The sequence below is a fragment of the Pseudomonas deceptionensis genome, assembly GCF_900106095.1.
GTDB classification, from domain to species: Bacteria; Pseudomonadota; Gammaproteobacteria; order Pseudomonadales; family Pseudomonadaceae; genus Aquipseudomonas; species Aquipseudomonas deceptionensis.
In genome coordinates this window covers 2,303,386-2,328,078 of sequence record NZ_FNUD01000002.1, presented here as the reverse complement: position 1 = coordinate 2,328,078, position 24,693 = coordinate 2,303,386, and the positions used below count along the sequence as shown (strand labels likewise).

General features: G+C 55.4%; 29 protein-coding genes and 1 tRNA gene. 11 read left to right on the top strand and 19 right to left on the bottom strand.

The features are described from left to right. Nucleotide 1 precedes the first annotated feature (1 nt). Nucleotides 2–253, bottom strand: coding sequence for a hypothetical protein (locus tag BLW11_RS10695; protein ID WP_003446553.1), 252 nt, complete (start codon nt 251–253; stop codon nt 2–4). Nucleotides 254–431: 178 nt separating this feature from the next. On the opposite strand from BLW11_RS10695, the gene BLW11_RS10690 reads away from it, so the two are divergent. The 3 genes from BLW11_RS10690 (at nt 432) to BLW11_RS10680 (ending at nt 2,501) form a co-directional block, all read left to right on the top strand. Beyond that, nucleotides 432–749, top strand: a complete 318-nt coding sequence (locus tag BLW11_RS10690) for an ElaB/YgaM/YqjD family protein (RefSeq protein WP_048358753.1) — start codon at nt 432–434, stop codon at nt 747–749. Nucleotides 750–895: 146 nt separating this feature from the next. Continuing rightward, nucleotides 896–2,098, top strand: coding sequence for an MFS transporter (locus BLW11_RS10685; RefSeq protein WP_048358754.1), 1,203 nt, complete (start codon nt 896–898; stop codon nt 2,096–2,098). A 106-nt stretch (nt 2,099–2,204) separates the two neighbouring features. After that, nucleotides 2,205–2,501, top strand: a complete 297-nt coding sequence (locus BLW11_RS10680) for a DUF6388 family protein (RefSeq protein WP_016779995.1) — start codon at nt 2,205–2,207, stop codon at nt 2,499–2,501. A gap of 59 nt (nt 2,502–2,560) precedes the next feature. Here BLW11_RS10680 and BLW11_RS10675 read toward each other — a convergent pair whose 3' ends face one another. Continuing rightward, entirely contained in the window at nt 2,561–3,079 is a 519-nt protein-coding gene (locus BLW11_RS10675) for a DUF4142 domain-containing protein (RefSeq protein ID WP_048358755.1), read from the bottom strand. 212 nt (nt 3,080–3,291) lie between these two features. Between BLW11_RS10675 and BLW11_RS10670 the strand changes: the two genes are divergently transcribed. After that, nucleotides 3,292–3,627, top strand: coding sequence for a hypothetical protein (locus tag BLW11_RS10670; RefSeq protein ID WP_048358756.1), 336 nt, complete (start codon nt 3,292–3,294; stop codon nt 3,625–3,627). Nucleotides 3,628–3,752: 125 nt separating this feature from the next. Here BLW11_RS10670 and BLW11_RS10665 read toward each other — a convergent pair whose 3' ends face one another. The 5 genes from BLW11_RS10665 to BLW11_RS10645 form a co-directional block, all read right to left on the bottom strand. Further along, nucleotides 3,753–4,964 carry a ThiF family adenylyltransferase gene (locus tag BLW11_RS10665; protein WP_048358757.1) on the bottom strand — a complete coding sequence of 404 codons (1,212 nt, stop codon included), beginning with the start codon at nt 4,962–4,964 and terminating at the stop codon, nt 3,753–3,755. A gap of 64 nt (nt 4,965–5,028) precedes the next feature. Next, a complete protein-coding gene (locus tag BLW11_RS10660) occupies nt 5,029–5,862 on the bottom strand; it encodes a hypothetical protein (protein ID WP_241486108.1) in 834 nt (277 codons plus the stop codon). 4 nt (nt 5,863–5,866) lie between these two features. Beyond that, complete coding sequence (locus tag BLW11_RS10655; protein ID WP_048358759.1) at nt 5,867–6,139, bottom strand: MoaD/ThiS family protein; 273 nt, start codon at nt 6,137–6,139, stop codon at nt 5,867–5,869. Then, nucleotides 6,136–7,317, bottom strand: a complete 1,182-nt coding sequence (locus tag BLW11_RS10650; RefSeq protein ID WP_048358760.1) for an acyl-CoA dehydrogenase family protein — start codon at nt 7,315–7,317, stop codon at nt 6,136–6,138. The genes BLW11_RS10655 and BLW11_RS10650 overlap by 4 nt, the downstream gene beginning before the upstream one ends. Nucleotides 7,318–7,679: 362 nt before the next feature. After that, nucleotides 7,680–8,198 carry a hypothetical protein gene (locus tag BLW11_RS10645; protein WP_048358761.1) on the bottom strand — a complete coding sequence of 173 codons (519 nt, stop codon included), beginning with the start codon at nt 8,196–8,198 and terminating at the stop codon, nt 7,680–7,682. A gap of 550 nt (nt 8,199–8,748) precedes the next feature. Between BLW11_RS10645 and BLW11_RS10640 the strand changes: the two genes are divergently transcribed. Continuing rightward, the gene (locus BLW11_RS10640) at nt 8,749–9,231 is read left to right on the top strand and encodes a fatty acid desaturase (RefSeq protein WP_048358762.1); all 483 of its coding nucleotides are present in this window, start codon (nt 8,749–8,751) and stop codon (nt 9,229–9,231) included. Here BLW11_RS10640 and BLW11_RS10635 read toward each other — a convergent pair. Next, entirely contained in the window at nt 9,199–10,218 is a 1,020-nt protein-coding gene (locus BLW11_RS10635; RefSeq protein ID WP_048358763.1) for an IS30 family transposase, read from the bottom strand. The genes BLW11_RS10640 and BLW11_RS10635 overlap by 33 nt on opposite strands. 280 nt (nt 10,219–10,498) lie before the next feature. Between BLW11_RS10635 and BLW11_RS10630 the strand changes: the two genes are divergently transcribed. Beyond that, nucleotides 10,499–10,852: a GNAT family N-acetyltransferase gene (locus BLW11_RS10630; RefSeq protein WP_241486109.1), complete on the top strand. Its 354-nt coding sequence runs from the start codon at nt 10,499–10,501 to the stop codon at nt 10,850–10,852. Between the two features lie 118 nt (nt 10,853–10,970). Here BLW11_RS10630 and BLW11_RS10625 read toward each other — a convergent pair whose 3' ends face one another. Then, the gene (locus tag BLW11_RS10625) at nt 10,971–11,990 is read right to left on the bottom strand and encodes an IS30 family transposase (RefSeq protein WP_048358765.1); all 1,020 of its coding nucleotides are present in this window, start codon (nt 11,988–11,990) and stop codon (nt 10,971–10,973) included. On the opposite strand from BLW11_RS10625, the gene BLW11_RS10620 reads away from it, so the two are divergent. Beyond that, complete coding sequence (locus tag BLW11_RS10620; protein WP_241486120.1) at nt 11,925–12,671, top strand: fatty acid desaturase; 747 nt, start codon at nt 11,925–11,927, stop codon at nt 12,669–12,671. The genes BLW11_RS10625 and BLW11_RS10620 overlap by 66 nt on opposite strands. 166 nt (nt 12,672–12,837) lie before the next feature. Beyond that, nucleotides 12,838–13,983: a serine hydrolase domain-containing protein gene (locus tag BLW11_RS10615; protein ID WP_048358766.1), complete on the top strand. Its 1,146-nt coding sequence runs from the start codon at nt 12,838–12,840 to the stop codon at nt 13,981–13,983. A gap of 220 nt (nt 13,984–14,203) precedes the next feature. On the opposite strand, the gene BLW11_RS10610 is transcribed toward BLW11_RS10615, so the two are convergent. After that, nucleotides 14,204–14,293 (bottom strand) — tRNA-Ser (locus BLW11_RS10610). A 319-nt stretch (nt 14,294–14,612) separates the two neighbouring features. Between BLW11_RS10610 and BLW11_RS10605 the strand changes: the two genes are divergently transcribed. From BLW11_RS10605 to BLW11_RS10595, 3 genes are all read left to right on the top strand, one after another. Continuing rightward, the gene (locus BLW11_RS10605; RefSeq protein ID WP_048358767.1) at nt 14,613–15,302 is read left to right on the top strand and encodes a crotonase/enoyl-CoA hydratase family protein; all 690 of its coding nucleotides are present in this window, start codon (nt 14,613–14,615) and stop codon (nt 15,300–15,302) included. A gap of 219 nt (nt 15,303–15,521) precedes the next feature. Continuing rightward, nucleotides 15,522–16,304 carry a lysophospholipid acyltransferase family protein gene (locus BLW11_RS10600; RefSeq protein WP_048358768.1) on the top strand — a complete coding sequence of 261 codons (783 nt, stop codon included), beginning with the start codon at nt 15,522–15,524 and terminating at the stop codon, nt 16,302–16,304. A gap of 83 nt (nt 16,305–16,387) precedes the next feature. Continuing rightward, nucleotides 16,388–17,359, top strand: a complete 972-nt coding sequence (locus BLW11_RS10595; protein ID WP_048358769.1) for a magnesium and cobalt transport protein CorA — start codon at nt 16,388–16,390, stop codon at nt 17,357–17,359. Nucleotides 17,360–17,395: 36 nt separating this feature from the next. Here BLW11_RS10595 and BLW11_RS10590 read toward each other — a convergent pair whose 3' ends face one another. The 9 genes from BLW11_RS10590 to BLW11_RS10550 form a co-directional block, all read right to left on the bottom strand. Beyond that, nucleotides 17,396–18,109 (bottom strand): amidotransferase, encoded by a 714-nt coding sequence (locus BLW11_RS10590; protein WP_048359511.1) that lies wholly within the window; start codon nt 18,107–18,109, stop codon nt 17,396–17,398. 654 nt (nt 18,110–18,763) lie between these two features. Further along, nucleotides 18,764–19,105, bottom strand: coding sequence for a ribonuclease E inhibitor RraB (locus BLW11_RS10585; RefSeq protein ID WP_003446510.1), 342 nt, complete (start codon nt 19,103–19,105; stop codon nt 18,764–18,766). Nucleotides 19,106–19,380: 275 nt separating this feature from the next. Next, entirely contained in the window at nt 19,381–19,989 is a 609-nt protein-coding gene (locus tag BLW11_RS10580) for an START domain-containing protein (RefSeq protein WP_048358770.1), read from the bottom strand. 47 nt (nt 19,990–20,036) lie between these two features. Beyond that, a complete protein-coding gene (locus BLW11_RS10575; protein WP_048358771.1) occupies nt 20,037–20,291 on the bottom strand; it encodes a YkgJ family cysteine cluster protein in 255 nt (84 codons plus the stop codon). A 153-nt stretch (nt 20,292–20,444) separates the two neighbouring features. Continuing rightward, a complete protein-coding gene (locus BLW11_RS10570) occupies nt 20,445–20,918 on the bottom strand; it encodes a hypothetical protein (RefSeq protein ID WP_048358772.1) in 474 nt (157 codons plus the stop codon). A gap of 70 nt (nt 20,919–20,988) precedes the next feature. Beyond that, complete coding sequence (locus BLW11_RS10565) at nt 20,989–22,461, bottom strand: aminotransferase-like domain-containing protein (protein WP_048358773.1); 1,473 nt, start codon at nt 22,459–22,461, stop codon at nt 20,989–20,991. A gap of 219 nt (nt 22,462–22,680) precedes the next feature. After that, nucleotides 22,681–23,496: an OmpA family protein gene (locus BLW11_RS10560; RefSeq protein ID WP_048358774.1), complete on the bottom strand. Its 816-nt coding sequence runs from the start codon at nt 23,494–23,496 to the stop codon at nt 22,681–22,683. Then, nucleotides 23,493–23,849 carry a DUF4398 domain-containing protein gene (locus BLW11_RS10555; RefSeq protein WP_048358775.1) on the bottom strand — a complete coding sequence of 119 codons (357 nt, stop codon included), beginning with the start codon at nt 23,847–23,849 and terminating at the stop codon, nt 23,493–23,495. Before BLW11_RS10555 ends, BLW11_RS10560 begins: the two co-directional genes overlap by 4 nt. A gap of 9 nt (nt 23,850–23,858) precedes the next feature. After that, nucleotides 23,859–24,677 carry a substrate-binding periplasmic protein gene (locus tag BLW11_RS10550; protein WP_048358776.1) on the bottom strand — a complete coding sequence of 273 codons (819 nt, stop codon included), beginning with the start codon at nt 24,675–24,677 and terminating at the stop codon, nt 23,859–23,861. Between the last annotated feature and the right edge of the window lie 16 nt (nt 24,678–24,693).

The following is a 24,693-nucleotide window of genomic DNA, read 5'->3' as shown; positions in this document are numbered from 1 at the left end:
GTTACTTGGCAGCCATCAGACGGTTCACTTCACTGCGCACCATGTTGGCGTATTCCGGAGGCGACATCGCGTCCAGTTCCGAGCGCACCCATTCTGCCCATTTGCCCTTGCGCTTGGCGCGCTCACCGAACAAACGCGCCGCATCCCCTTTGGCCTTGCCGAGATTGCTCTGCCAGAGGTCATACAAACGTGACTTTTCATCTTCAAGCGCAGCACGCTCAGCGAGAGGCTTGTTGGCGAGGTTGAAGCTCATGAGAATTTCCTGCGGCGTAAATTTAGGTGACATCTTACACCCTAGAAAGCAGTGTCTTAGCCTGGTTTTTGACTACTCTGTCAGCTCACGACAACACTTGGCCCAAATCAGATGCAACTTTTTAGCATTGGGTTGACTCCATTACTCATCACCCTTTTTACCTGCAAGGAGTACCGCAATGGCTCGAAAAAATGCTGTACAAGCTGAAGATCAAATCAAGGATCAAGCGTTCAGCGAACTGCAAGATCTGATTGCCGAATCTGAAAAGCTGCTCAAGGACAGCGCGTCCCTGATCGGCGAAGAGGGCGAAACCCTGCGTGCACAGGTAAGCCTCAAGCTCAAGCAAGCGCTGGACTCGGTCAATAACGTACGCGAGCGTACCAAGCCTGTGGTTGACGCCACCGAGAACTATATCGGTGGCCATCCGTGGCAAACCGTGGCCATCTCGGCCGGCTTCGGGCTGGTAGTGGGCCTGCTGCTGGGCCGTCGCAACTAAGCCACGCACAACGGCTTCAAGCAAAGCCCCGGGCTGTCAGAGCCCGGGGCTTTGTTTTTATAAATTAAAATCATCGACATATTCAGTGACATTCGCCGCCAGCGTTCTGATACTTCGCCGCTCTTTCCATGCCGACGAGATGGTCAATGTCCGCTTCTACAACTGCCACCAAACCTTTAAGTACCGCCCTGATCCTGCTGATGGCCACCGCTACCGGCCTGGCTGTTGCAAGTAACTATTACGCACAGCCCCTGCTGCACACCATCGCCCAGGAACTGGGTTTGAGCATGAGCAGCGCCGGCACCGTGGTGATCACCGCACAACTGAGCTACGGCGCCGGCCTGTTGTTACTGGTGCCACTGGGCGATCTGTTCGAGCAACGCCGGCTGATCGTTACCATGACCGTGCTCAGCGCCCTGGGCCTTCTGTTAAGCGCGTTCGCGCCTTCACTGACATGGCTGCTGATCGGCACGGCGATGACCGGGCTGTTTTCAGTATCGGCACAAGTCCTGGTACCCATGGCAGCCAGCCTGACCGACCCGCAAAGTCGCGGCCGGGTGGTGGGCACACTGATGAGCGGTCTGCTGCTGGGGATATTGCTGGCGCGCACCGTAGCCGGCGCACTGTCGTCTGCCGGTGACTGGCGAACCATCTACCTGGTGGCTGCCGCATTGATGCTGATCAGCTCCATCGCCCTTTATTGCGCCCTGCCCAACCATCACCAGAGCGCAGGTCTGAGTTACCCGAAACTTTTGGGCTCGGTGTTCAAGCTGTTTGTCGAAGAACCTGTCTTGCGCCTGCGCTCGCTGCTGGGGCTGCTGACCTTTTCGCTGTTTGCCTTGTTCTGGACGCCGCTGGCCTTCCTGCTGGCCGTGCCGCCCTACAGCTTTTCAGACGCCGTGATCGGCCTGTTCGGTCTGGCGGGCGCAGTCGGTGCCATAGCGGCAAACTGGGCCGGGCGCATGGCCGACCGCGGCAAAGGCCAACTGGCCACTACCGTCGGCCTGCTGGCCCTGCTCGCATGCTGGCTGCCCATGGCCTTTGCCGGCCACTCATTGGTCGCCTTGCTGATCGGTGTACTGGTGCTCGATTTTGCCGTGCAGCTGGTGCACGTCAGCAACCAGAACGCGGTGTTCAAAGTCCGCCCCGCTGCGCGCAATCGTCTGAACGCCGGTTACATCACCTGTTATTTCATTGGCGGCGCGCTGGGCTCGCTGGTGGGCGCCCAGACCTATCCGGTGTATGGCTGGGACGGCATCGTGGTGGTCGGCTCGGTGGTGGCCACGCTGGCACTGGCCGTGTGGGGCTACAGCCTGCAGCGTGAAAGCAAGCAGCTGCCTGTCGGCTAACCGCCTATATGGCGCTTTTCATCGTATGGCGAACTCGCTAGCATGCGAGAAAACGCCCTGACGACGGTCTGCCCGCGCAGACCGTCCTAACGATCCGAGACGCCATATGATCCCTAAAGAATCCCGTAACGAATTGGCCCTGGATACTTTTATCAAGGCGCACCCTGAACTGATCGAAGAAATGAAAGAGCTGAGCGCCGAGGACCGTCAGCAACAGATTTTGTGGGCTTTTGAAGATGAAGCCGAAAGTCGCGGCCTGGAAGCCTGGGAACTGGCACTGGAACTGATCGCCCGCTCGCCCGAGGAACTCAAGAGCATGCGCCTTGAAGTGCACCAGGAAGTCGCCGAAGCACTGGACATGAGCTGGGAAGAGTACTGCGGCTTCAACGAAATCGCCGTCTGAACCCGTCCACTCCACACGCGACGCCCGCTCATTGACCGGGCGTCGCTTGCATTCAGGCATCAGGACTTGTGATGAGCATCCACCAGCTTTTGGGCCATCACCAAGTGCATCTCCAGTTTAGGCAAATACTTCTCGGCAAACGCCTGCAACTGGGGTGAGTCAGGGCTGTTCGCCTGCTGCTTGAGCAGCTCGATGGCCTCCTCACGGGTTTTAACCTGATTGGCCGCATAGGCCGCATCAAATGAATCCCCCACCTGAACTTCAAGCATCAGCTTTTTGGCCTTGTCGAGTATCTGCTCATCGGTGGAAACCTGCAGATCCAGCTTGCCGGCAATGTCCTTCAAATCCCGATTGGCGTTGGTGTAGTCCTTGATCACCTCCACGGCATAGCTTTCTATGTCCGTCGAAGAGGTTTTACTGATCGCCATACGGCTGGTTTCAATCTCCGCAATCCCTGCTGCATGTGCCTCATCAACAAAGTCTGCCGGACTGGCTGCGACTGCTGTGGCCGCCACGATCAGGGAGCAGACCAAGGCACAACCTGCCACGAAGCGTTTAGGGCCAATCAGGGTTTTCATAGTGTCCTCCAGAAAAGGCAGGTTTATTCCCTGCACAGAATCTGAAGGCCTGTGGGAGCAAAGGTTTAGATAAATACCGGTTTTTCTGACGGGTGGCACTTCAGTGCTGTAAGCGCTTGCAGAACAGGCGAGCAACGTTGGACTTGCCGTCATCTCAGCGAACCGTGAGCCATACTGTCCTGGAATGCTCGCCGCCAAACAGGAGAAACCTTATGGACACCTTCAGGGACATGCTCGACAACTGGGAATCCCGAGCCCAGGAATCCAGTGAGCGGGTTGAATACACCCTTGAGCTGCACAAACATGACCTGGTCAAAATCAAGGCATTCGCGCAGGCCTATGGGCTGGATGAGGCCACCATTACCCGGGGCCTGATCCACAGTGCGCTCATGCAAGCGGAAGAGGCCATGCCATACGTGAAGGGTAATAAAGTCATCAGGGTTGAAGAAGGTGAAGACATTTATGCCGACGCTGGCAGGACACCTGCATTCGTCGAGGCAGAACAAGCGATCTCCAAGGCTCTGGATATCAATGGCCCGTCTTCCTGATCACCGCCAGTGCGACGCTCTAACGACGACCCTGTGGGAGCGGGCTTGCTCGCGATTGACTCGCTACCGAATGCCAGACAAACCATTTCATCTGCGTCGCAAGCAAGCCTGACCCCATAAGTTTGTTACAGGCGAGCCTCATGGCTCATGCGGCATTCACAGAACACCAATTCAGCCATCATCTGCGGATAGGTATCTGCGCCCAAAAACGCACTCAAGCCGCCTTTCAAGCTGAAGACCGGTGACGTGAGCGCTTGCTGCGCGAGGATTCTCGCCGCCTTCTGGCTTCGCACACCCGACTGGCAGTAAATCACAATAGGCCTGTCGTCCCGGCACTGCGCACCCCACCCGCCCACCTGACCCAGCGGTACATGTTCGCCACCGATCGAAACCTGCTCACGCTCATCACCTTCACGCACATCAATCAGATGGATCGATGTTTCACTGATCAGCGCGGCAAAGTCGTCAATGCTCAGCATAAAGTCATTGCTGACGCCTGACGCGCTACAGACTTGCGCCATTTCCTCCAGCACTGGCGGGCGCATCGGGTCCCGAAGCGGGTTATCGGCGACAGGCGAAAAGCTGATCTCCCGACTCGTCGCCTCAAGGGCGTCGTAGACCATCAGGCGGTTTATCAGTGGCCGTCCGATCCCGGTGATCAGTTTGATCACTTCATTGGCCTGAAAGCAGCCGATCATGCCGGGCAGCACCCCCAGCACCCCGGCTTCCGCGCAGTTGGGCGCCAACGCTGCGTCAGGCGGACCATCGTAGAGATCACGATAATTGGCACCACGCCGGCCTTGCTCATCCAGCGCGTTGAACACCGTGACATGCCCCTCGAACTGCATGATGGCGCCATACACCAGCGGCTTGCCTCCATAGAAACAGGCATCGTTGATCAGGTACTTGGCGGTGAAATTGTCCGTGCCATCGACAATGATGTCGTAATCGGCCACAAGGGCCTGGGCATTGTCGAGGTTGAAGCGCTCGATCCAGGTCTCGATCTCGATATAGGGATTGAGCTTTTGCAAACGCCGCTTGGCGACATCGGCCTTGTTCTGCCCTTTGTCGGTGATGCGAAACAGCACCTGGCGATGCACATTGGACACATTGATCTGGTCGGCATCGATAATCCCCAGACGCCCCACCCCGGCAGCCGCCAGATAGAGCAGCGCCGGGCACCCCAAGCCGCCCGCGCCAATCATTAACACACTGGCATTTTTCAATGCCAGCTGACCTTTTATGCCGATCGCGGGGATCAGCAAGTGACGGGAATACATCCCCATCTCACCAGCTGTTAGCTGGTCGTGTTCAATCGCATTAGCCTCCCTGCTCATGGTGTTGCTCCCTTCACTTTTCCAGGATCGGGTTGACGAGATAGACAAAAAACCTGAGTCGCATTTAAAACTCTTCAATCACGATCGCTGCCAGTGTATTGGCTCGCGTCAGGTTGAAAACATGATGTGCAAAATACAGTTTGCCCTGCAGCCGATAAGCCTGTGTTTTTACACGGCCCTTTTCCAAAAGATAAAAAGGGCAACGCCATTCCATGTGAATGTTTTTCAGGGCCAAGCCCAGTGAGCTGGAAAGTTCGCCAGGGTCTTCCTGCAAGGCATCTATTAATGACTCCCTGCTTTCCGAAGCCAGTGTGGGTAACTCAAAGAATGCCCATTGATCGGCCACTTCACAGCGATGCCTAAACAGGGTGAAGTCATGTTCATACTCGGCACAAAGCTGCCCATGCTCTTTCAAGTTATCCAGCTGCGCCAACAACGGTCGCTCAACCCGTGAAGGGTCAATTTCTTCGGGAAGAAATTTTTTCAATAAAGCAGGCCGAATAACGCCTGGCGTTGCGGACAATGCTTCATCACCATCCAGTTCCAGCAGCTTCCAACGCACCTTGACCCTGGCCACTACAATGCCCTGGGCACGAATCAGGTGCAGCACTTGAAAAACAGAGTTGCCCTGGCGCACTTTAAATTCATCGACCGACACCGAAAACTCATCGGCCGAGAACATCTCAAAAGGTTCGACATATTCAACTTCGGCGCCAACAGCAACCATGCCCTGATGATAGTCCTTGATCATCCCCGGAAAGGAAACTGACAGGTATGTACTGCCCCAGGACCACATCGAACTGAAACTGAGCAGCATCAGCGAGTGCGCATGGAACTGGAAAGGGCCAAACAACATGGACTCTACCGGATGGGTGACCTTGAGTGTTCTGGATGGCATGGCATCAACCCCCGGCTATCGCAGTAAAAATATCAATACAATTACCATCTGTTTTACTTACCGGGGTGGTCGAGTCAACTTTTTCTCCATTCAATGAAATTAAATAGCCTTTTTTAACGTTGTGCGCCTTGTCAAAAATAATGTCTTTCAACACCGGGTAATTCACCACCAACTTGTGCAGCGCGTCCCCCACCGTGTGGATACCATCGCCCTCCAGTTGCAACTCTTTTTTGTAGTTAACAAAACGCGCCAAATTGCCTGACAATTTGATCTTCATGTCTGACTCTCCTTTTTTGAAAAACGCTGGGACATCATGTCCAGGTCGTGCACCAAACGAATACCCATATCAACCTTGAGCTTCTCCTGCGGATCGGCCCCTGCCACCAGGGCAGTAAAATCGCGGTGCGCCCTGCCAATACCACTGCTTTCGCTATAGCCCCAGCCACCGGTCAGGTTCAGGGCTTTCAGGGCTATTTTGTTGACTTCCTCCACCGCCTGGTACTTGGCCATTGAGGCGATTGCATCCCAGTACAGGTCGGACTCTTGCCTGACCTGACGCTCCAGTGAGTAATGGACCAGGGTTCGGGATGACTCGAGCGCCATGTACATTTCACCAATACAGGCCTGTACATGCTGCATATCGATCAACTGTTGATCGTAGCGAATGGTTTTTTGCAGATAAGCCACGGTGGTTTCAATAACGGCGCGAGCGCGCCCTAAAAACAAAGTGGTTTGCAACGAACGTCGACAATTAAGGAAATAACGCTGCGCAAAACTCAGGCCGTCCGTGGCCAGCAACAAGCGTTGTTTATCCAGGCGCACATCCGTCAACGTCAAACATGCAATCCCTGTTGAGCGACAGCCATGCATCACACTGGGTGTAACAACGACACCCGGATCGTCGGCGTGTACCAGGAATACTTGCATATCGGTGGTTTCACCGTGCACAAACAGCAAAAAATAATTGGCTGTCTCGCCCCCGGTGACGATTTTTTTCACAGCGTTAACCGTGTAGGTTTCACCGTCCGGAGCCGGTACGGCGCGGGAAACAAAAGAAAAAGCATCAGCATCTTCTGTATAGGCAAATGCACCGCCTGTTTTTCCCGCAATCAGGTTATTCAGGTACTCGTCATTTATATCTTTGCGACCCACCGCAATCAAAAAAGAAATAAACGACATCCTTACGGATACCAAAAACGGAAACGATAAGTCTGTGGACAAATACCCCAGCTTTTCCAGCACATGCCCCCACTTGGCATAACCAACCTCCTGGCCGCCCCACACTGTTGGCAAGTTGTATTTATACAGTCCCAGTCGCGCAAACTTTTCTATCAGCGCGTTGGAGATGGGAATAGAAAGACGGTCACGCTCTTCGACAGTACGATTAAGTTCCTCGTCGATCAGCGTACCAAAAATAGCCTGGATATCACCCGCACCTTGCCAGTCAACATTCATCGTAGTTCCTTCTACGCCAAACGATTGGAAAGCAGGCGCGACAGAAAACCTGTCCTGGGATCGAGTCACGCTGCTTAGTGCGAACAGATATTAGGTCAGAACTAAAAACATGCAAGGTACCTCAGCGCAAATAAATCCGGCCACTCAATATGACACTACTCATACTCTTCTAAGTTGCCGATAATGCTCACTATTAAAGATGAGACTGTTTGCATATTTACCGTGACGTGCCGACACAGTGATCACACATCCAGCCATCCGGGCTTAACGGGCACCTTGCAGCAGCGAATTGTGCGACGACTGCGTCGAAGGACGCAGCCCCGCGCTGCTCGTCAGCGACTACACGTCCTTGCCTGCAATGATCAACGCGCCGTAAACGGCAACTTGTCCAAAGCACAGTCGTTCTTGAGCGTTGCCGGATCGACCATCCGCAGAGGCACTCCGGTGTCTTCGCGAAAAATTTTGACCTGGCACGAATCGTAAGTCTCTGGGTTCTCGATAATACCGCCCTTGATCACATAGCGGCCCCCCGGGGCGAACTCACTGACAAATTCGATCCTGCAGGAACGACCAGCATTGGCTGAACCGTCCACCACCCAATGCAGCGGCTTGGCCGCCTCTACCGGGATAAAGCCTGCTGGACGGGATGTTTTGTCACGCACAGCGAACAATTGCCTACCCGGCTTCACCACCACTGTCCTGCCGTACTTGCAGCCCACAATCGGAGCTTCGGTCAGGGTCAGGTAGTTGCGATAGTTGCTCAACGCGTCCATTTCGCTGCGAATCTGCGCCTGCGGCACACCGGGTGGGGGCGTGTACTGCTGGACCTGGACGCAACCGGCGGTCAGCAACAACAGCACGCCAAGGGAGAGCACTTTCATAATCGTCTAAATCCATTTGAGTTCGAAGCGGAGCACTCAAGGGAACGACCGATGCACTCAGTCGTCCATGATGATTGCCAGGGCAGGATAGTAACGCATCAATCCCTGCAACCCGGAGCAACACGGCCGAGCACTCGCCCGAGATTTCTGGCTCGCCTGTCTCGATAACAATGGACATCCAAAAAGGGCCATCCGGGGTATTAAGTGGGGACGCTGGCTCTTGCGTGAGCAGGCTTGCTCGCGATTGGAGCGGCGAGGTTTGATTATCTGATCGTGTCGTCTGCATCGCGTGCAAGCCCGCTCCCACAGGCCTCCTTAACTGACAGGCATTAGCAATCCGGGTATCTTTTATTGAGTCGCTCGTTGGCAGAACAGTATTTAACCCGACGCGAAAGTTAATCCATCGCAATAAACTTATTGTCAGACAATACAACGATTTATATCCACTCGTCTGACCAGACCTCAATAAACCGTTTAAAACTTGCCCAAATAATTAAATGTGCTTTTCTAGGTCAGCAACCCCAACCCATCGTCTTCAAAGGATGAAGTGATGAACACCCCCTATCGAGCACCCAGTACAACTCTGTCAAAAACAGAGCAGGATTTAATTAACGACGTGACTCAAAAAATCACACAGCACAGTAATGAGCTGCGTAAACGCTATCGCGCATTAGGTTTTCAGAATGTAATAGGCGCCAGTGTGATGGCTCTTTCTGTTACCGGCATGATTGTCACAGGCACGCTGTATATAAAAGGCCTTATCCCCGGTTGGTTGTGTATTTTAATCAATGCGTTGTTGACGTCATTCATTCATGAACTTGAACACGACTTGATTCATCGCCTGTATTTCAGAAAACAACCCGTGGTACACAACCTGATGCTGCTGTTGTGCTGGATAGCTCGTCCCGGCATGCCAAGCCCCTGGTTGCGGCGCGAGTTGCACTTTCATCACCACAAAGCGTCCGGTACGGAGGGCGGCCTCAGGTTCCAAGTGCAACAGTCAGTTGATGGTTTTGAGCTTGTTGCTCGCTAATAGCTGAAGGTAATCAACCAGTACTTCGACCGGAAATTTCCAGCCCAGTGTCTGGCGTGGTCGAGTGTTCAGCATGTCGGCAATGTCGTCCAGTCGCTCCTGGGTGACCAGAGAGAGATCCGTGCCTTTTGGCAAATACTGGCGCAGCAAGCCATTGGTGTTTTCATTGCTGCCGCGCTGCCATGGGCTGTGCGGATCTGCAAAGTAAATCTTCATGCCGGTATGGGCCGTGATTTCGGCGTGGCGGGCCATTTCACTGCCTTGGTCGTGCGTCATGGTTTTCAGCAGGGAGGGTGCCATCCGCGACATCTCTCGGCTAATGGCTTGAGCGGCTGCATCGGCGGTCGGTGCGTCGAGTTTTGCCAGGATCACGTAACGGCTGGTGCGCTCAACCATCGTGGCGACAGCGGAGCGGTTGTTGGCCCCGATGATCAGGTCACTTTCCCAGTGCCCTGGAACAAGGCGGTCTGCGACCTCCGGTGGGCGCAAGTGGATGCTGAGCTCAGCAGGATAGCGCTCTCGACGTATGGCACTCTGGGTGCGCGGGCGCCGCTTGCCTTTACCTTGGCGCAAGTAGCTGATGAGCTGGCGTTTTAACTCGCCTCGCGGATAGGCATAAATGGCCAGGTAGATGGTTTCGTGACTCACATATCGCTCGGGGTGATCGGGCCAGATACGGCGTAGTCTGCTAGCGATTTGCTGGGGTGACCAGCCAATGCGCAACATTTCTATGATCACTTGGAACAGTTCAGAGCCAGAGCACAAGCGAGACTGACGGCGCGGCTTGTGACGTAGCACTCGCGCCCGGCTTGCGGCGTGAGATGAATCGTATCGCCCCAGTTGGCTGTGCCGCCGGATCTCACGGCTAATGGTACTGGGATGACGTCTGAGTAAAACGGCGATAGCTCGCAGGGTGAGTTGTTGAAGCTGCATCACCATGATGGCGACGCGCTCCTCAGTGCTGAGATGTGTGTACTTCGTTGGCATGGCAACACCTTACATCAGGTGTTGCACTTGGTCCTTGAGACCGCCATCCATTAGCCAAGAGTTGAAATTCTAAGCACGTATCGCCATCCTGAGAGGCATCAAAAAAATACCAAGAGCTACCGGAGATGTATCGATGACGAATCATGAGGCCAGTGTGAGCAGGGCCAACGAGGCCGACTTGGATGGAATACTAGAGCTTCAGGCCGCGAATCAGACAGAGCGAGGTGGCTCTCTCGCTGCGAGCCTACCGCGATCCCGTGTGGCAGCAATGATGCAAGAAATGCCTATGATCGTTGCGCGTCGCGGTGAGCGTATAACCGGCTTTTTGATGACGACCACTCGGGAGATGAATGCCGATCTACCCATCGTACAGGCGATGTTCACCGCTTATGATGGTACGCCGAATGCCTATGTATATGGTCCGATCTGTGTTGGAGAGGAAGAGCGTGGTAAGGGGTTGGCGCAGACAATGTTCGCGGATCTCCGGCGCCTTGAGCCTGGCAGGGAGGGGATTCTTTTCATTCGTAAAGACAATGAACCATCGCTTCGTGCTCACCTGAAAATGGGAATGAAAGAGGTCGCGTTTTTTGTATTCAATGGTTTCGAATACGCTGTTTTCTCTTACATTGGATAGGCACGTCGATACCCGTATAGCATCCGCTAAGGAGACGCTGAACAATTCACCCCTTCGCTCCGTACTCCACTTTCAAACCGGTTTTTTCAACGGCGGTCTCAGGTTCCAAGTGCAACAGTCAGTTGATGGTTTCGAGCTTGTTGCTCGCTAATAGCTGAAGGTATTCAACCAGTACTTCGACCGGAAATTTCCAGCCCAGCGTTTGGCGTGGCCGAGTGTTCAGCAAGTCGGCAATTTCGTCCAGTCGCTCCTGGGTGACCAGAGAGAGATCCGTGCCTTTTGGCAAATACTGGCGCAGCAAGCCATTGGTGTTTTCATTGCTGCCGCGCTGCCATGGGCTGTGCGGATCTGCAAAGTAAATCTTCATGCCGGTATGGGCCGTGATTTCGGCGTGGCGGGCCATTTCACTGCCTTGGTCGTGCGTCATGGTTTTCAGCAGGGAGGGTGCCATCCGCGACATCTCTCGGCTAATGGCTTGAGCGGCTGCATCGGCGGTCGGTGCGTCGAGTTTTGCCAGGATCACGTAACGGCTGGTGCGCTCAACCATCGTGGCGACAGCGGAGCGGTTGTTGGCCCCGATGATCAGGTCACTTTCCCAGTGCCCTGGAACAAGGCGGTCTGCGACCTCCGGTGGGCGCAAGTGGATGCTGAGCTCAGCAGGATAGCGCTCTCGACGTATGGCACTCTGGGTGCGCGGGCGCCGCTTGCCTTTACCTTGGCGCAAGTAGCTGATGAGCTGGCGTTTTAACTCGCCTCGCGGATAGGCATAAATGGCCAGGTAGATGGTTTCGTGACTCACATATCGCTCGGGGTGATCGGGCCAGATACGGCGTAGTCTGCTAGCGATTTGCTGGGGTGACCAGCCAATGCGCAACATTTCTATGATCACTTGGAACAGTTCAGAGCCAGAGCACAAGCGAGACTGACGGCGCGGCTTGTGACGTAGCACTCGCGCCCGGCTTGCGGCGTGAGATGAATCGTATCGCCCCAGTTGGCTGTGCCGCCGGATCTCACGGCTAATGGTACTGGGATGACGTCTGAGTAAAACGGCGATAGCTCGCAGGGTGAGTTGTTGAAGCTGCATCACCATGATGGCGACGCGCTCCTCAGTGCTGAGATGTGTGTACTTCGTTGGCATGGCAACACCTTACATCAGGTGTTGCACTTGGTCCTTGAGACCGCCGAGTCCGATGTAGAAGCCTGGATCACAACCAGCGGCAGTCGGTGGGGCGCCAAGCGCTTTTTAAAGCTCGTCGACGGTTTTGTCTTTGGCATTGTAAATGCCTTGTTCGCACCCACCTGGAAAGAAAAAATAAGGTTGACCGTCAAGGTGCTTCGATTAAATGCGCCTATGGGCCTCTTGTACTGGGGCTGCTGGTATATTTTCCTGGGTTACCACTTGTACACATGGGCGAGCTCGCTGATGGGGCTCACCGTTGAGCCTACCCCGGCCACATCAATGCTGATGGGCGTGGTCAATAGCGCAGTGGTGATCATCGTCGCGCCCAATATCATCCGCCAGTTCTGCCTGTTTTTTATCAGCTCCAACATTCACTATTTCGGCGACGTCATGCCACGCAATGCCTTGCAGCAAACCCAGGTCATGAATCGGTGGTGGCTGTGGCCATTCCAGTTGTTTTGCTTCAACTTTGGAAGTACCCACTGCATTCATCACTTTGTGGTCAAGGATCCTTTCTATCTGCGCCAAATGACAGCCCCCTTCGCCCATAAAGTATTGGCTGAAGCCGGCGTCAGATTTAATGACTTTGGCACCTATAAACGCGCAAACCGTTACAACCTTACACTCCCGGATGCTTAATTAAAAAAACCCTCTTATCTCTGTTTCACGTCGTTATAAAACAACGCCAGTGACCACTCAGAACGCGTTACGCCTTTATCAACGACATGCTTTATGTGCGAGGCATCTACCCTGCACTTTACGCATGCCTTTAACACACTGTGGATTACTGCATGGAGCATGACGCATGGAAGCAAAAGGAATATGTGCCCCTGAATTCGACGGCGTCAAAAGCGCTTTTGAAGCCATCTTCAATGATCCGCAAGAGCGAGGCGCAGGACTTTGCATAAACGTCGGCGGCAGGACTGTTGTGGATTTATGGGCAGGCTCATCGGACCTTGATGGCAATAAAGCCTGGAACAAAGATACGTTGGTTAATACATTTTGCGTTATCAAACCGTTCGCTGCAGTGGCTGCATTGATGCTGGTCGAGAAAGGGAAACTGGAACTGGACATCCCGGTGGCTCACTACTGGCCTGAGTTCGCCCAAGGCGGTAAAGGCCAGGTTACCCTGCGCCACGTCATGAGCCATACCTCTGGAATTCCGGCGTTAAGGCTCCCGGACCGGAACCCTGCGATGTATGACTGGGAGCAGATGGTTAATGTTCTGGCTGCCGAGCCTTTATGGTGGCAACCAGGAACCGCGCTGGGTTATGGAACGACAACGTATGGCTGGATAATCGGGGAACTGATTCGGCGAACGGACGGGCGTGCCCCTTGTACCTTTATCCATGAGGAAATCACGCAACCCAACGGGTTAGAGGTTCATCTTGGAGTGCAAGAGCAGGATTTCTACCGCATCGCCCATTTTGACTCGGCCAAGGGGCGAGTAGGAGACCCTTATTCGCAACACTTGCGCGACGTGGTGACTGCTCACTCAGAGGACATTTCCACGCTTGCATTCACTAATCCGGGAATGTCTCCCAAGCGTTCGTCCGACCCCAAATGGTGGGCTTTTCAGCAACCCGGTGCATGCTCACACAGCACGGCAGGCGGGTTAGCAAGCTTCTACAGCACCTTACTGGCTGGGCGCCTGATCAGCACCGAGATGCTGAATGAATTCACCAAGGAGCAAAGCAACGGTATGGATCGCATCTGGAAGCGGCCAATGCGTTACGGCCTGGGCTGCATGATGGAACAAAAAGCCGATCCGGATGCTTCACACTGCATGGGGCCCAACACCTTTGGCCATATCGGGCTTGGCGGCCCAATTGCCTTCGCAGATGCAGAGCGTGACGTAAGCTTCAGCTTTGTGACAACCACATCAGGCGGCCACACCATGATTGATCCACGCGCACAGAACCTGGCGGCTCTTGCCTACGCGGTGATTTAAACCATCGAAGATCAACGCGAAGCCTAAATTACGCGCCTGACGCCAATCGGGCGCGTTCTGCATCAGCGCACGCTACACCATCAAGTGCATTAGGCCAGTACACGGGCAGCTCAGCAGCCCTGATTCCCATGGATGTTCCCATACCGCCCTTTTCCAGACGCCAGAAACCACAAACCCCCGACTTTCTCTAGGAAAATCAGGGGTTTGTGTTTACTTAATGTGGCGGTGAAGGAGAGATTCGAACTCTCGATACAATTTCTTGTATACACACTTTCCAGGCGTGCTCCTTAAGCCACTCGGACACTTCACCGTATCTCTTCAAACAAGTTCTGTCTGTCGAGGCGCGCTAATGTAGTCGAAAGCTTTCGATATGACAAATGTTTTTTTCAGAATTTTCATGTGCTTACGCAATTAGCTGTTTTTGAGCCATGGCCGGGGCGGGTGATTCTGCCAAATCCCGGCCCTGGCGCTTTGCCCCCTCCCCCGTCACCGTTGCTGCGCCGCCTTCTATATAAGCCTCTATATAGAAGGCACAGGCCAATCGCCTGACTCATCAGTCAGTCATAGCGCTTTACCTGCGCCGTGGGGCTGGGTAACGTCTGCTCCACTTCAAAACAAGGAATTGCGCCATGAGTGACTTGATTGCCTACCACCTGGAAGACGGTATCGCCACGCTGACCTTGAGCAACGGCAAGGTGAATGCCCTTTCCCCTGACGTGATCACTGCGCTCAACGCAGCACTGGATCAGGCCGAGCAGGATCGTGCCGTCGTCATTATTACCGGGCAGCCGGGCATTCTCTCCGGTGGTTACGACTTGAAGGTCATGACGGCCAGCCCGGCGCAGGCCATTGAGCTGGTCAGGCAGGGGTCGACTCTGGCTCGCCGCATGCTTGCGCATCCATTTCCCATCGTGATCGCCTGCACGGGCCATGCAGTGGCCAAGGGCGCATTCCTGTTGCTGTCGGTGGATTACCGCATCGGCGTCGAAGGTCCGTTCAGCATTGGCCTGAACGAAGTGCAAATCGGCATGACCATGCACCACGCCGGGATTGAACTGGCCCGCGACCGGCTGCGCAAATCGGCATTCCATCGTTCAGTGATCAATGGCGAAATGTTTAACCCGACCACCGCGGTCGACGCAGGCTTCCTCGATCAAGTGGTCAAACCTGAAGAGTTGCAGGCCGCAGCCCTTGAAGTGGCCCGTCAGCTGAAGAAGATCAACATGAAGGCCCACAGGAACACCAAGCTCAAAGTGCGCAAAGAGCTACTGGAAACCCTGGACAAGGCCATCGAGGAAGATCAGCTCCACCCGCTCTGATCCAAGCCCTCAAAAACCTGCCCCGATTGCAACCTGCGGTCGGGTCAGTGCCTCCCCTCGCCTCTCGTCAATTCCCCTCGAACATCTCTAGCCCGCACCTCGGCAGCCTCCCTGAAACAAATGCTAAAACTTCAGCCATCTCCTACTTGTGTCGGGGTAATTGCTGAATCCAGTGCACATCCGTACACTGCGCCCACTTTAGTTTCAGCGGGCCTATAAATGCTATTTTTGATACGTATGTTATTGATGTGCCTGCATTTTATGATCGCAGGAGTGCTGGGCGTACTGCTGGGTATATGCCGTCCCTTCAACCCGGACAACAGCCGCCTGTGCGCGCGACTGTATGCCTGGCCGTCCAGGTGGATCCTGGGCTACAAGCTCAAGACCGAAGTCGGGCCGTTGATGGACAAACCGCAAAGCTGCGTGGTCATCGCCAACCATCAGTCCAACTACGATCTGTTTGTGTTCGGCAACGTAGTGCCGCGACGCACTGTCTGCATTGGCAAGAAAAGCCTGAAGTGGGTACCCCTGTTCGGCCAGCTGTTCTGGTTGGCAGGTAACGTGCTGATTGACCGGGGCAATGCCCGAAAAGCCCGTCAATCCATGCTGACCACCACTCGCACCCTGCAAGAAAAAGACACGTCCATCTGGGTCTTCCCCGAAGGCACGCGCAATTTCGGCAAAACCCTGCTGCCGTTCAAAAAAGGCGCATTCCAGATGGCAATTACTGCCGGGGTACCGATTGTGCCGGTCTGCGTGAGCACCTATAGCCAGCACCTTAAGCTCAACCGCTGGCACAGTGCGGATATTCAGATTCGCTCTTTGCCAGCGATCCCGACTGCCGGCCTGACCCTGGATGACATGCCACAGTTGATGGAGCAATGCCGCGAGCAGATGCGCGAGTGCATCGAAGCCATGGACCGCGAGCTGCTGGCCCAACAAAACAGTGATGCGCCAAGCGTCAACAGGGGCAACACCACAGCCTCTAACCCGAACGTCTGAACGGTTATCAACTCAAAGAGGTCAATTGCGCGCTAAGCTGCATCTTCGTGCCATAACCCTTTGAAGAAGAAGCGATTAGAACTATGGGGAGAGTTGTTGCTGCTGCGGTTTACAACGCAGGCAAGAAAGTCACCAATATCACTCTGGACGAAGGCATTGCCTGGGCTAAAAAACCCGGGCACTTCGTCTGGATTGGTCTGGAACAACCCGACGCGCAGGAGCTGAGCAACTTGCAACGCCAGTTCAACCTGCATGAACTGGCCATCGAAGACGCCCTTGAGCAACACAGCCGCCCCAAGCTCGAAACCTTTGGCGATGCGCTGTTTATCGTTATTTATTCGCCGGTTCGGCATGAAGGCAAACTGGAGTTCGTCGAAACCCATATTTTTGCCGGCAATGGCTACATCATCACCAGCCGCAATGGCCACTCGGCCTCCTACAAGGCCGTACGCCAGCGCTGTGAAGCACGCCCGCTGCTGCTGGATCATGGCGAAGACTTCGTGCTGTATGCCCTGCTCGACTTCGTGACGGAGAGCTACCAGCCCGTCAGCGAAGCCATCCACGCCGAAATCGACCAGCTCGAACAGAATATTCTGGGCAACGCCCTCAATGAAGCCGACATAGTGCACCTGCATGCCCTGCGCCGCGATGTGCTGCGACTGCGACGCTATGTGGCGCCCATGGTGGAAATCAGCGAAGAGCTGCAGCGCCTGACCTTCCCCTTTATCGACAAGAACATGCGCCCGTATTTTCGCGATGTGCAGATTCACGTCACCCGGCAGATGGAAGACCTCACCACCCTGCGCGACATCGCCACCCAAACGATTGAAATCGTCGTTTTGCTGGAATCGTCACGCCAAAGCATTGTGCAGCGCAAGTTCGCAGCCTGGGCAGCAATTCTGGCCTTCCCCACTGCGGTGGCGGGCATTTACGGGATGAACTTTCAGAACATGCCGGAGCTGAGCTGGCATTACGGCTATTTCGGCGTGCTGGGGTTCATTACCCTGGGCGTCACCGGGCTGTGGGTCAGCTTCAAGCGCTCCGGCTGGCTGTAGACTTGAGCCGCAAGCTTGAAGCTTGCGGCTTGATGCTTACGGCTTCTGCGCCACAAAGCGCATCATCCACTCGGCCACGGTCCGACCATGATGGTCCTGACCCAGGCTGGCAATACCGGTGCTGTATATCTGCTCGCCCAGATGCTCCTGGCGCAAATCCAGCAAGGCCCGCGAATAGTCGTGGATAAACTCGGGATGCCCCTGGAAGCACAGCACCTGGTCGTTGATGTGATATGCAGCAAACGGGCAAAAATCGCTCGAAGCAATCACCGTGGCGTTTTCCGGCAAGGCCGTTACCTGGTCCTGATGGCTGATCAGCAGCGTCAGTTCCTCAACCACGGGGCTCATCCACGGCGTCTTGGCGGCCAGCTTGTACTGATGGGTACCGACGCCCCACCCCTGGGTGGCGCGCTCGCTCTTGCCGCCCAGCAGCAACGCCAGCAACTGGTGACCAAAACAAACGCCGAGCAGCTTGTCACCACGCTCAAAGCGGGTCAGCAAGTAGCTTTTCAGGGTCTGAATCCAGGGATCGGTGCCAAACGAATCGGCTTTGCTGCCAGTCACCAAATAAGCATCAAACATCTGGTCGTCAGACGGGTACTCGCCATGCATCACGTTAAACACGCTGAATTGCGCCGCAATTGGCTGCGTGGAGAACAGCCGCACGAACATTTGCCCGTAGCCCTGATATTGATCAACAAACTCTGGACGCAGAATGTCGGTTTCCAGAATGCAAATGCGTAGCGACATAAAAGTACCTGGCACGATAAAAGCGAAAGTAATGATGGCAACGCGACAGAGCCTGCCTTGAAACGGCATTTCAAGGCAAGTACTGAACGTGGTTCCCGCCTGCGGCCAACGGCCATATCAAAGGTTGAGTTCTCGCTTTTTGCCGGGCAAAAGATACCGGGGCAATGCTCACTGACGAACGGTAGGGGGCTAATAAAATTGACTGTTTGCGAGCCCGTTGCGTCTAGCAACGGGGTGACAGCGCGAGTTAAAAAAACCTAATAGCTTTTTAGAAACTTACTGCGCTTGGATGATGTTAAAGGGTTCTAAGCCATATGTTATGAGGGCTCTAATGTTAAGCCTGTCGCTGGGGCCATGCTTTTTAAAGGTCTGGAGCCCCTGTCGCAGGCATTGTCGTTCAGGAATAACAAAAAAAGGCAGATAGCCATGTTCAAACATACGAAAGTACGTCAGGCCGGACTCATCCTCTTTGCTACTACCTTGCTGCTGATCTTGCCGAACTTGACCAAAGTCATCGGCTAAAGACGCGCCTGAATGCCGAAGACGTGCAGCCTCTGCGCGTCTTCGACGGCTGCAGGTTTGCGCACCAAAACACTGTCCGCAAAAACCGGAACGGCCAGCCCTCAGGCCAGCCGCTAACCAGTCAAACCCACGTTAATTCAACAGGCCACGTACCTCCTGCTTGACGCCCCAACCCTCGATAATGCCGCCGAGCGGCACCACTACAGCCTCGAAGTCCTGCTCAAAATCACCGATACCACCATAGGTGGCGTACATCACCTTACTCAACTCCAAATGCCATGCGCCGTCATCGCGCACGTTGATCTGTGCATTCAGGGACTCACCACAAAATTTGCCTGCAGCTCGGCGCGCCCGCTCCTCGTCCGGGAAGATCGCGTAAAACTCGATGGGATGGATGCGTGAAAAATCAAAACCGCCTTCTTTCATGCGGCGCAGCACATAGCTGCTGAGGTCTTCTTGATGGGCTGTGCTCATGAAACGTCCTCCTCGCAATGGATAGACATTCAGCACTCCCTTTTCGGCGCAATCAGGCCTTTAAAAGGGAGGTAATAAGCATGTAGCGAACAAGATCAGAGCCAGTCGAATACTTCGCTGGTCTGAATGCAGAGTAGCCCTGGTGTGAGACGTCTGCCAAGAGGGGAATACATGAATTTCAACACGTTTTTTTCAGCAACAGGGCCGCTCAAAAAGCCGGATACCCGGCGCCTGGGCAGATGCGCTGCCCGGGGCCAGGCGAGACCTGCAAAGGATTACGGCTTTTCAGCGCGTTCTTTTAGGCCCTTGAGGGTGTTGAACGGAGCATCGACCACAAACTTGTTGGCCAACCAGGACGGTACGCTGCCACCTGGCTCGGTGTGCACCTGATAAGTCACTTCGGTGAGGTTGTCGCCTTTTGGCACAAGCTTCCAAAAGCCGTCAACCTGGGCAACCCGGACAAAGCCTTTTTCTTCAGGAACATAGGTCGGCTGACCTTTGAGCGTGCGGGTCAGGCTGCCATCAGCGCCTTGGGCCGTGGTCACCAGCAGTACCGAGTCACGCGGCGTTACCGGCCATGGCGTTTTGAACTGGGTGTAGGTCCAGCTCTGGTCACCTTCATGCTTGAGCAGTTTTTGCGTCTGGCATTCATGAATCCAGGCACAGGCGCCCGCCACGTCTTCCTGCAGCTTGCTGATCTTGGCCAGCGGCGCCTTGATGGTGGTCACCCCCTGGTAAGCCTTGTACTGGGAACCGGCGACTTCACTCAGCGACACCTTGATGCCGTCCTGGTCCTTGGCGACCTTCCAGTCTTCAGCCTGGGCCACGCCCGTTATCAGAACACTCAAACCACATACCAATGCCACTCGATGCAACGAACCCATTGTCTTATTCCTTATTGTTGAAGGTCTGTTAACTGGACACGAACACACTATGCCGCTGTCATCTGCTCCCACCAACCGATCAGATTGATCGCTTCTTCCCGGTTGCTGCCGCACACTTCGATGTCGGCCTTGAAGTCGCCACACACAGCCGGGCGCTCAGGCTGACCGAACAAACCGCACAGATAGTCGACAGAAAGATGCAGGCAGCGTTCCCCGGCAGGCTTGCCGTTGGGCATGCCGGGCAGCGGGGTACTGATGGAAGGGGCTATGCAGCAGGCGCCACAGCCTTCACGGCAATTCATGACGTTAGCTCCTCGTTCGGGGCAAAGTGTGTTGATGACAAGGGATAGTACTCGCTGGAACAGGTGTTTGAAATTGACCGTTCAGCAGAATGTGTCCATAAATGGCAATGACTGAACAGTCAGTTTAGAAGCCTGTTTTTCACTGCCAGGCACTTATTGCTTGAACTCGAAATCCAGCGCAGCACCTTCGATCTCATTGTGTCGGGCTTCATTGCGCAATTGCAGGTTCATCTCGTTGCTGAGCAAACGCCCGTTAAGCTGAAAAGGGCTCTCTTCAGCCGGCTTTTCGCCAAACATGTTCGGCAGCAACGGTTTGTGCGCAGGCATGGGGATGGTGCCCAAAGGGCGGAGCTGTCGGACCATTTCAGGCGGCAATCGCAAATCAAGGTTCGTGGTAGGCAAACGCTTTTTGGCGATTTCATGGGCCGAAATGGACTTGGACGCCATTGGCTCACGTCTTTTGAGAGGAGGTTTTTTCGTTCTCTCCACGGACGTTGACGCAGAGTGGGCAGATTTTGCCTCAGTGGTGGCTGTTGCAGGTTGCACCGGGGCTGCTGTCGCAGCAACAGCATTAAACGCACTCAACACGCACACCAGCACAAGCCCGGCACAAAACTTCGTTTTCATAACTCCACAGCTTTAACGGTTCAGGTGCGTATGCTCGCGCTTTACGCACAGGGTGACAAGTTGATTATAGTCAAAATGCCATCCCCGCTGCTGCCGGGCCGCCTCCGTACAGACCCGCAGCCTCCTGGCAGAGCTGGTTGGCAAGCATTCCCAGGGTCATCAAGGCCCGATCGGCCTCCCGATTCCAGGGTGTGCCACAGTTCAGCCGTATGCAGTGATTGAACTGCTCGGTGTTACTGAAAATCAGCCCTGGTGCGATGCTGATACCTTGCTGCAGGGCCCGGACATGCAATTCCTGGGTATTGACCCGGCCCGGCAGGCTTACCCACAGGATAAACCCCCCGCCAGGACGCGACATCTGCGTGCCTTCCGGAAAGTGCTGCTGCACGGCCAACTGGAATGCGCTCAGGTTTTTTCTGTATTCCTGTCGGATATAGCGCAAGTGGCGGTCGTACCCTCCGTTTTCAAGGTAGGCCGCCACGGCCATCTGGGTCACGCTGCACGCTGAGTGAGTGGTGAAAGTCTGAAGGCGCTGGATTTCTTGCTGAAACTTGCCGGCAATCATCCAGCCGATACGCACCCCGGGGGACAGGGTTTTGGAGAAGCTCGAACAGTAGATCACCCGGTCCAGGCGGTCATAGGCCTTCAAGGCCTTGGTGCGCCCCACCTCAAACATCAACTCGCCATAGATGTCGTCTTCAACGATCTGGATATCAAAGTCCGAAGCCAGGCGCAGCAACTGCTTTTGCCGCTCTTCGGGCATTGTCCCGCCCAGGGGATTGCTCAGGCGCGTGGTCAGGACCAATGCCTTGATCGACCACTGATTGGCCGCCAGTTGCAGGGCTTCAAGGCTCATGCCGGTGGCCGGATCGCTGGGGATCTCGATCACTTTCAGCCCCAGCAGGTCAGCCAGTTGCAGCAGGCCGTAGTAAGTCGGCGACTCTGCCGCGATCAGGTCGCCGGGACGGGTGAGCACCCGCAACGACATTTGCAGGGCATCGACACAGCCATGGGTGATGATGACTTCTGATGGGTCAACCACCACGCCGGCGTCACGCATGCGGATTGCTACCTGCCTGCGCAACGGCTCAAAGCCCGGGCTGAACATATAGCTGAACGCCCGTGGGCTATGAAAGCGCGTGACCTTGGCCAGTTGCTGGTGCAGCGCACGTACGGGCAAGTAATCGACACTGGGTACGGCCGCCCCGAGCGGAAATACACCTTCACGACGGGACTCGACCAGTACCTGTTGAATGATGCTGCTGCGAGTGACCAACCCCGGGCGCTCTACACGGGCGATGTCAGGGGTCGGCGCCGTCAGTGCCGGGGTCTGGTGTACGTAGTAACCCGACTGCGGCCGCGCCCGGATCAAACCCTGATCTTCAAGATTGGCGTAAGCCTGCAGCACGGTGGCATGGCTGACATTGAGCTGTGAACTCATCTTGCGCACCGACGGCACACGCTCGCCCGGCTGATAAACGCCACGCCGAATATCCTCAGCCAGTTGCTGAGCAATACGTTGGTAGAGCAAAAGGTTGGTCATGGCGTAGCACTCGATGTTCAGGCATTTTTTTTATTTAGAACAATACCGGAACAGTTTAGAAGTGTACGGGCACAGTTGTCACCCACCTGAGCCGTACAGTGCAAACGGCGGTGTAACTGTATCGGTGTGAGTGAGCGGTGCAGTCACTGCCGAAGGCTGCGATAGGGCCACAGGGAGGGCATCGCAGCCTTCGGCAGGGACTACACGGGACGGCCGGCTTTAACGTGCAGCGCCCAGCTGACCTTTTTCGTCAGAAAATACAATTTCGACGCGACGGTTTTGCGCACGACCACGCTCGGTAGCATTTACGTCTACCGGATACTGGTCGCCGTAGCCTTCCACCTGGATGCGCTTTTCGTCGATACCCAAGTCAACCAACACATCCGCCACGGCCTGTGCCCGGGCAAGGGACAGCTTGAGATTATCTTCAGAGCCCCCGGTGCTGTCGGTGTAGCCCTCGATGCGCACAATGCGCTTGGGGTTCAATTGCAGGAACTGCACCAGCTTGAGTACCGTCCGGTTGGCGGAGTTTTTCAGATCGGCTTCCCCCGTATCGAACAGCACGTCACCCAGGGTCATCACCAGACCACGGTCAGTCTGGGTGGTGGCCAGGCTGACGATCTGCTCTTCCAGCCATTGCCCCTGCTGCTGAACACTCAACAACTTGGCTTCACGCAAGGCCAGCTGCAAGCGCTGGCGCTCCAGTTCGAGCTTGGCCGCCCGCTCTTCATTCAGCACCTGCTGGGTGTGCTCGCGGGCGATCTCACTGTAGCGCTGGCTCAAATAGGCGTAATGCGCCACGTCTTCCCCGCTGCCCCAGTAGCTGGATAAGCGGTCAGCACGCGCCAGGGATTCACCGGCGCGAATCACATCCTTGGGGGCGATGCGCAACACGTTGGTGTCTTCCTTGACCGCCTGGAAGTCCGTACTGGCCTGCTGCAAGGCCTGATCACTGTTGTGATGCCCGGCGCACCCGGCCAGGCTGACGCAACCTAGCGCCAGCGCGCCCATGAAAGCTTTGGACTTGAGGCTCATTGCGCCTCCGCCAGTTGTTTGCGCAAGCGCGAGATACGGGTATTGAGCACGTTCAATTGTTCCTGGCTTTTTTGCGTCAACACGCGGGCTTCGGCCAATCGGGCGTCGAGCTCGGCCTGTTCGGCCTGCATGCGGGCATCTTTAAAAGACTCTTCAGCCATATCTGCCAGCGCTTGGGCCAGCTTGCTTTCGGCCTGTTTCAGCTCAGCCAGATCGTCGGCTTTCGCGCCTACGGCCTTGGCTTGTTCCAGAGCTTGTTCGGTCAAACGCAATTGTTCATTCGGCGCAGGATCGGCTGCACAACCCGCCAGAGCCAAAACGGCCAGGGCAGCGAAAAGAGGTCGAATTGTCACGAGGAATTCCTACTGTTTTGGGGCGCTGAGCGGTTGTTGCAGCTGGGTTTTCCACCGCTCCAGATTGCGTTGCACTGCCGCCTCGGTCATGCCGGACGCGGGCAATTCTGTCATCTTTTTGGCGAGCTGTCCGCGCAACCACGGCTCATTGCAGGCAGAGTCATGGGAAACCGCCAAAAACAGCCCCGGTTGATCGATAGGCTGCGGGTGCGCCAACAGGTCATCGGCGATGCCCAGGGTTTGAGCGGTGGCCATTCCGGCGTAGCGGCCGGCCAGAACGTATTGAACCTGCCCGAGCAACAACTTCTGGAAGGCCTGGGTCAGGCCGGGTTGGGGCTCCAGGTTTAACTGGTGTTGCGCAAACTCGTTGAAGGTCTCGCTTAAGCGGGCCTTCTGCGAGACGGCGCCTGCATGCCCATGCAAGTCGGCAGGCGTTTCGTAGCTCAGGGGCGATGCCTTGCGCGTCCACACCAGATAGTCGTTACGCACCAACGGCGGGTGAATGTAGTCGAACGACGAAAGTCCGGCCACCGTCAGTGGCGCATCCAGCAGCATGTCCATGCGCCCGGTACGCACTTCGTCCTGGGCCTGGGCGCGCTTGCCGCCGTAGAGCACTTCAACCTTGATCCCCAGGGCATGACCTGCCTGCTGTATGAGGTCGGCACTGGCACCGATCAAGTGCGCCGGGTCGGCCGGATCGCGCCACAGGTAAGGCGGGGCATCGGGGCTGCCGGTGACGATCAGGCGCTCGCACTTGCCCGCTGCTTCAGACAGCAGTGGCAAAAACGCCAACCCCACCAGCAGCCTGCTCATCTGACGCATATCCATACCGCCTGCACTCCAC